This window comes from Mesorhizobium sp. M7A.F.Ca.US.005.03.2.1, assembly GCF_003997795.1.
Taxonomy (GTDB): domain Bacteria; phylum Pseudomonadota; class Alphaproteobacteria; order Rhizobiales; family Rhizobiaceae; genus Mesorhizobium; species Mesorhizobium ciceri.
In genome coordinates this window covers 1-6,769 of sequence record NZ_RZRP01000301.1, presented here as the reverse complement: position 1 = coordinate 6,769, position 6,769 = coordinate 1, and the positions used below count along the sequence as shown (strand labels likewise).

Here is a 6,769-nt window from a genome sequence, read left to right as displayed (position 1 = left end):
GCGCCGGACCAGCGGCGCCTTGGTCAGGTCCCAGCCGTCGAGATGGAGAAGATCGAAGGCGTAGAAATGGAGCTTGCTGCCGGCGCCCTCGGCCAGCGCATCCTGCAGCAGCGCGAAACGGCTGATGCCCCGGGCGTCGAGCACCACGATCTCGCCATCGATGATGGCGTCGCGGCACGGCAGTTTGGCGAACGCATGCGGCAGGTCGCCATAACGCTTCGTCCAGTCGATGCCGCCACGGGTGATCAGCTTGACCACGCCGTCAGTGAGATGCGCCATGGTGCGGTAGCCGTCGAATTTGATCTCGTGCAGCCAGACTTGTTTGGTGTCTTCGCCATCGGGTGGTTTTGGCACCTGCGTCGCCAGCTGCGGCTCGATACGGGCAAGCATGGGGGCCTTGAAGGCGCCCGGCAGCGTGCCGGGCTTCAGCGATCCCTGTCTGGGCGCGGGTTTGGCGGCGGGCTTTGCCGGCGCCGCCAGCTCCTCGATGCGCAATCCGGATTTGACGCTCTCCGGCCGGGCCGTGAGGATGTCAAGCGCGGTGTCGGCGGCGAGGTCGCGCTCCTTGAACAGCAGCCAGTTCTTCTTGTTTTCGTCCTCGCCGGGTTTCGGTTTCAGCCGTGTCAGCATCCAGCCGCCATTGAGCTTGTCGCCGGCCAGCCGGAACTTGAAGGCGCCGGTGCGCAAGCTCTTTTCGACATCGTCCATCGGCGCCCAGCTGCCGGTGTCCCAGACGATCATCGGCCCGCCGCCATACTCGCCTTCGGGAATGACACCCTCGAAGTCGATATATTCGAGCGGATGATCCTCGGTCTCGACCGCCAGCCTTTTGTCGGCCGGATTGAGCGAAGGCCCGCGCGGCACCGCCCAGCTCTTCAAGACATCGCCGACCTGCAGTCGCAGATCATAATGGTCTGCGGTGGCGTGGTGCTTGTGCACGACGAAGCGGTTACCGTCGCTGCTGACGAGCCCGCCAACCGGCTCCGGCGTCTTGGCGAATTCGCGTTTGGCGCGATAGGCTTTGAGCTTTGGTGGAGTTGTCATCGCAAAGATCGAAGCACGGCGGCCAGGAACAAGCCAGTCACGCTCTCAATCGTCAGCGGCCGGCGTCAACTCGAGCTCCGCCGGCGACAGCCCTTGCTGCAACTGGCTCAGCCGGAATTCGTCGACCCAATAGGCCTCGCCATCGACCAGAACCCGGGCTTGGTAGGTGCCCTCCGAAAAACGCTGCTCGGTGATGTAGACCTTGTGACGATCGAGCGCTTTGCGCACCGCGGCGCGTTTGGAATTCTGACCTGTGACGGGACTGAACATGACACTGCCCTCGGTCGCCTGACACGCAACACGGCCGCTGTCGGCGGCCTTGCGACTGGCTCCAAGGATGCCGGAGACGAGGTGTCCTGTCAATTTTCGTGGCAGTGCAGGTTGCAGTCCGGTTAAATTTTGCAGTCTTTTGAAGATGCTCGGGTCTCGGCCTGAATCACGATGTGAAGCGCGCGAAGACGAAGCCGCGCGTGATCGTGCCTGTTGCCGCCAGCCTACGAAGCGGCCGGCATACCCGAATGAGTGGATTTTCGGACTTCCCCGATGAGATCGAGTGTCGCTGCCGCGACCTCGGCAACCTGAAGCCGCTGCACACAATAGACCCCACCGGGGTTGTTTTCTTTACAAACACCTGGAGCGATGCATGGACAGGGCATGACCGGCTGGAGCGTCCGGTTCGGGACACCGAACGGGCCCCATTGCTCGGGCGACGTCAGGCCGTACAACCCCACCGCTGGAGTTCCGACAGATGCCGCGATGTGCATCGGGCCGCTCTCATTGCCTAGAAAGATTGATGCTTCGGCCAACAATGCCGTCAGGACTTCAAGCGAGGCCTTTCCGACGACACTGGCGACCGGCGACGCTGCCACTTCAAGGATCCTTTGCGCGGCAAGCCCCTCGTCCGGCCCACCAACGAGCAGAGATCGCAACCCGGTTTTGGCGTATACCTCGTCGATGACCGCAGCAAAATGTTGCGGCGGCCAACAACGCCCTTCGAACCTAGCGCCGGCATGCACGGCCACATATGACTTCTTTGCCAAAGCGTTTTCCGCAAGAATCCTGGCACACTCTTCCTGGGCGGTCCCGTTCGGCTGCAGCCGAGGCGTTGGGTCCTGACAATCCAACCCAAGCGCGTGGAGTGGAGACAGGTTCCTGTAGAGATAATGGGGGCCACCCTGTCCGAAAGTCGCGGCGAGAACGTTTGCAAGCTGGATTTCCCAGAACTTCATCGGATGCTCGGAAGGATCGAAGCCGACGCGAAGTGGAGCGCCGATCAAACGATGCATTATCCGCGAGGTTTTTGAATCGGCAAGGTCGATGCTAAGATCGAATTTTCGACGCCGCAGATCAGAGATGACGCCACGATAGTCGCTCAAACGCTTGAGCAGAGTCCTTCCTCTGCCGCGGGATTCAAAGCCAACGGCAACATCGGCGATCCCTTGCGCGACGATGAACTGCTTGAGTCCCGGCGCACAAAGCATGGTTACCGATGCTTGTGGATAAGAAAGACGCAGATTGCGAACCAAAGCAGATGTCAGAACGACATCTCCAATGTACTTCGTTTGAATAATGAGGATGGAACGAATCCCATCTCCTAAACTTGCATTCATCGAGATGATCTGCCGAAAACGCCAATTTGAGAAAATCTGCCGACGACACTCATTTCTGAACGTCAAGCGCGCTTTCAAATATAGAGCCAACCAACCCTGTCAACAACCTTGCCGGCCTTGGTGCCTCTTTGCATCGGTCGTCGGCAGGACCGGCAAACGCTCGTCCTCAGTCCCTCAATCACCGCAAGCGGCGCGCCAGGCCCTGAACGCCTTTGAGCAGCCGTGGGCGACACCGCGTCATGCCTTCGACCCGGCTGCGCAGCAGAATGGCTGCGTTCGCAGCCCTGCCCCGCACCGTCACCGGTTCGCAGATCTCGGCCAGAACCGAACTCGCGGCACCAATATGTTGCTTGTAGCCCTGGCCGCCGACCGACAGGTCGAAATAGTCGAAGCCCCGCTCGCATCCCCACATCATCAGCTTGCCCATCGTCGTCAGGCCGGGTGAGACATTGGCGACCGCATTCTGGTCGATGCCCAGCAGGAGGGCGTGAAGTGTGCCTTTTCTGACCAGCACATAGATGGAGGCGAGCCAGGCTTCACCGACGCGTAGACCGAAGAGCCGCACCGATCCATTCGACAGGCCTTGCAGCGCCGCGGCGCGGTAGAAATCGACGACCGGGACCTGCGTCAGGAGATCGACACGCCCAAGCTCACGAAAACGCTTCAGCCGCAGTTCCAGCAGCACATCCAGGAGCTCCTCGGTCAGATCCGGCGTGTCGGCCTCGACCAGAGCGAGGCCCCCAAGCTGTTCGAAGCCGCGGCAATGCTTGCGGAAGGCCTTGGCAAAGGACGGCTTGCAGATCCGCTTGATGAGCGTCTCCGGGTCGCCATGCAGGACGAGGCCGGAGGTGACCTGGATGGAGTCGCGCGCCACCGAAAGCAGTGCCAGCGGATTGACCAGGCCGTGGATCTGCTGCGGGATCCCGGCGATATGGATGCGATCCGCCGGTGGCAGAACGGCACGGACCGCCGCCCACATGGCGTCGGCACTCTGCCTGGTCCACGCTCTCCCATCCGCCAGCAGCGGCACCGAGTAGTCGCACACGCGGCAGCTCAGCCATTCGATGACGTGGTGGCCGAGGGCCCGGCGCCGCATCAGCGGCAGCAGCATGGCCGGCGCGCCGGTCACGGCGTCACTCACCTCGATGACGACCAGGTCCGCGTCCTTGGGCATCAGCCGTGCGGCGATTCCTTCGACCCAGGCATAGTGCTGATGGGCAGTGCAGACGCCGTGCGCCTCAAGCAGCAGCCATAGCAGCCTTACGGTATCGAAACTGGTGTGCAGCCGAGCCGTGAAGTGCGCGGTTGCATCAGCGTTGGCGACAGTCGGGGAAAACCGCCCACCGGGCAAATCCCTTATCGGAGTCGTTCGCGCCGCGTAGCTTGCCACATGCTTCTCCCGTCATTCCGATCCCCCACGCAGGCGCCGCAAGTCCCGCATCAGTCCCTGGAGCCTCTTCAGCAGCCGAGGTTTGGAGCGCACGAACACCTCGGTCCGGTTGCGGACCTCGATGGCTGCGCTCACGGCGCTGCCTCGCACCGTAATCCCGTGGCAAAGCTCGCGCAGGCCCGAACCCACGGCACCCATATGTTCCTTATAACTCTGGTTGCCGACCGACAGGTCGAAATAATCGAAACCGCGGCCGCGCGCCCAACTCATCAACTTGCCCATGATCAGAAGTCCCGGCGAGACATTGGGCACCGCGCCCTGATCGATTGAGATCAGCAGAGCATGAACGGTGACTTGATGGATCAGCAGGTATTGTACCGCGATCAGAGCTTCACCAACACGCAACCCGAAGAGCCGCACCGATCCATCCGACAGGCCCTCGAGAGCGGCGTTTCGATAGAAATCGACAGCCGTCGCCTGTGTCAGCAGGTCGAAGCGGCCCAGTTCGCGAAAGCGGCTGAGCCGCATCCGGACCAGGCCGCCGAAGATGACCTCCACCAGGGCCGGCGTGTTGGCTTCGACCAGTTCCACGTCGCCAAGCCGTTCGAGGCGGCGCCAGTCCTTGTTGAAGGCCTTGACGAAGGATGGCCGGCATAGGCGCTTGAGCACGGTTTCCGGGTCGCCGTCGATGGCGAGGCCGAAGCTGGTATGCAGGGAATCGCGCGTGGCTGCGAGCAAGGCCAGAGGGTTGGCGATGCCGCTGATCGATTGCGGAATTCCCGTGATCTGGATGCGGTCCGCCGGCGGCAGCACGGAACGCACCGCAGCCCACGCGGCCTGCGCCGATTGCATCGTCCACGGGCTGGCATCGGCCAGCAGCGGTGCCGAATAGTCGCAAACGCCACAGCTCAGCCATTCGATCACCCGATGGCGGAAGGCCGGCCGCCGTATCAGCGGCACCAGCATTCGCGGCGCGCCCGTCACGGCATCGTTTACCTCCACGATGAGCAGTTCCGCACCTTCCGGCATTAGCCGCGCGACGATCCCCTCGGCCCAGGCATAATTCTGGTGGGCGGTGCACACACCGTCCGCCTGGAGGCGCAGCCAGAGCGGCCTCACCGCTTCCAAGCTGGTGTGGAGCCGCGCCGTGTAGGCATCGATGGCGACGACGGTGGCCGGATGGGAGGACTGGCCATCGGGCGAGCCGGTCACCGCAGCAATTTGCACCGCCTGGACTGCCATGTTTTTTCCTATCGCTTTGCCGTAGCGAACGGCAGCGTCCGCCGCCACGCGCCCAACCGGCTGTCGCGCGCCTCATCGGGATGCTCGATATTCCACATGCGGTGATGCGCGAAATACCACGATGCCACGAGCACGAACATCTCCGAGACGGCGGAACCCAACAACGCCCACGGCGGAGACGCGATTGCCAGCAGGGCCGCGATCAGCGCCAGCCCGACGACCGCGCCGCCCGTGGTGATGAACGCGACGATCCGAAAATCGCCGAGTATCTCAAGCACGATGCGGGGCATGATATAGAGCATGATCGGGACAAAATTCGCGATCACGAAAAGCCCGATGAACCAGGTCGAAGCGTCCTGGAGAGCCTGGGATTTTATCATCGGCAGGACGAACATGATCGCACATCCATAAGCAAGGCCGCCGAGCCCCATGACGAGCGCCCAGATCTTGGCCTGCGTCCAGACACGGCCTGTTTCATTGTTCCGCATCAGCCTGGCGAGATCCGGCTGCGTCATGTTGACGAATGCAAGGCTGATGATGCGCAGCGGAGCAAACAGCACCAGAACCGCCGCCAGCGGTGCGTAGGCGGCTGGCCCGGCAATGCCGGCGACCAGCAGCGCCAGACATTGACCCTGGATGTTGGTGGTGGTCGCGCTGAATGCCGACCAGCGCAGTTGGGGCCAGAGCCTGACATAGCGTCGGCGCGTCGGCATGCGGAAGCTGATGCGAAGCGAGCGCCGAGCCAGGCGGACCAGGACGAAAATGCCGAACACATTTGCGGCTGCAAGTGCATAGAATACGGTCTGCAGCGGGTCTTGGACCAACCAGATCGACAGCCCGGTCAGGACACAGCCGGCGACTGTAAAAGCGCCATCGCTGATGGAGACGACAACCTGCTGGCGCCGTGCGAAGAAAGCCGTGCGCATATGGCTGCGCAACGACCAGGCACCGACGAAGCAGCCGGCGGCAATTCCGCTTGGATCTCCAAGGACATGCATCAGAACAGCCGTGCCGACGGCCATCAGCAACGCCACGATCAGCGCCGCCGTTCCGAACGCCACGTCATAGGTATCGACGCCGGCGCTGTTGGTGCTCTTGCTCATCCAGATGCTGGCGGGAACAGCGGTGAGCGACCTGATATAGGACAGGCCGACCCCGCCCATCACCATGCCGATGGCGAAGAGGCCGTAGCCCTGCGCCGACAGCATGTGCAACAGCATGATGTTGAGGGCGAAATGAAAGCCGCTCTGCATCGCCTCGCCGCCGATCATCAGCACGAGGCGTCGAACCAGATGGCTCGGAAACGCTAACTTCACGGCCGTGTCTCCGCTGCGCGGGCAGCGGGCGCCCTGCCCGGCCGCGCGATGGTCGTCTTCAGCTTTTCGGCGGCGATCGCGGTGATCGCCGCGGCCGCGACCGGCTCGCTGAAGATCGCCTCATAGCGCGCGCGCCCGGCAGCGACAAACCCGCGCCAGGCCTCAGG

6 protein-coding genes are annotated in these 6,769 nt (G+C 62.7%); all 6 read right to left on the bottom strand.

Annotated elements, in window-relative coordinates; genetic code table 11:
• On the bottom strand, positions 1 to 1,044 hold a 1,044-nt coding region (locus EN991_RS17830), incomplete at its 3' end, for a DNA polymerase ligase N-terminal domain-containing protein (RefSeq protein ID WP_281058800.1).
• 45 nt (positions 1,045 to 1,089) lie between these two features.
• Positions 1,090 to 1,314, bottom strand: coding sequence for a hypothetical protein (locus tag EN991_RS17825; protein ID WP_027160830.1), 225 nt, complete (start codon positions 1,312 to 1,314; stop codon positions 1,090 to 1,092).
• A gap of 224 nt (positions 1,315 to 1,538) precedes the next feature.
• Positions 1,539 to 2,720: a glycosyltransferase family 9 protein gene (locus EN991_RS17820; RefSeq protein WP_348629897.1), complete on the bottom strand. Its 1,182-nt coding sequence runs from the start codon at positions 2,718 to 2,720 to the stop codon at positions 1,539 to 1,541.
• A gap of 112 nt (positions 2,721 to 2,832) precedes the next feature.
• The gene (locus tag EN991_RS17815) at positions 2,833 to 4,044 is read right to left on the bottom strand and encodes a GNAT family N-acetyltransferase (protein ID WP_127369233.1); all 1,212 of its coding nucleotides are present in this window, start codon (positions 4,042 to 4,044) and stop codon (positions 2,833 to 2,835) included.
• A 12-nt stretch (positions 4,045 to 4,056) separates the two neighbouring features.
• Positions 4,057 to 5,286, bottom strand: a complete 1,230-nt coding sequence (locus EN991_RS17810; protein WP_127369232.1) for a GNAT family N-acetyltransferase — start codon at positions 5,284 to 5,286, stop codon at positions 4,057 to 4,059.
• 8 nt (positions 5,287 to 5,294) lie between these two features.
• Complete coding sequence (locus EN991_RS17805) at positions 5,295 to 6,602, bottom strand: hypothetical protein (RefSeq protein WP_024501738.1); 1,308 nt, start codon at positions 6,600 to 6,602, stop codon at positions 5,295 to 5,297.
• Positions 6,603 to 6,769 lie beyond the last annotated feature (167 nt).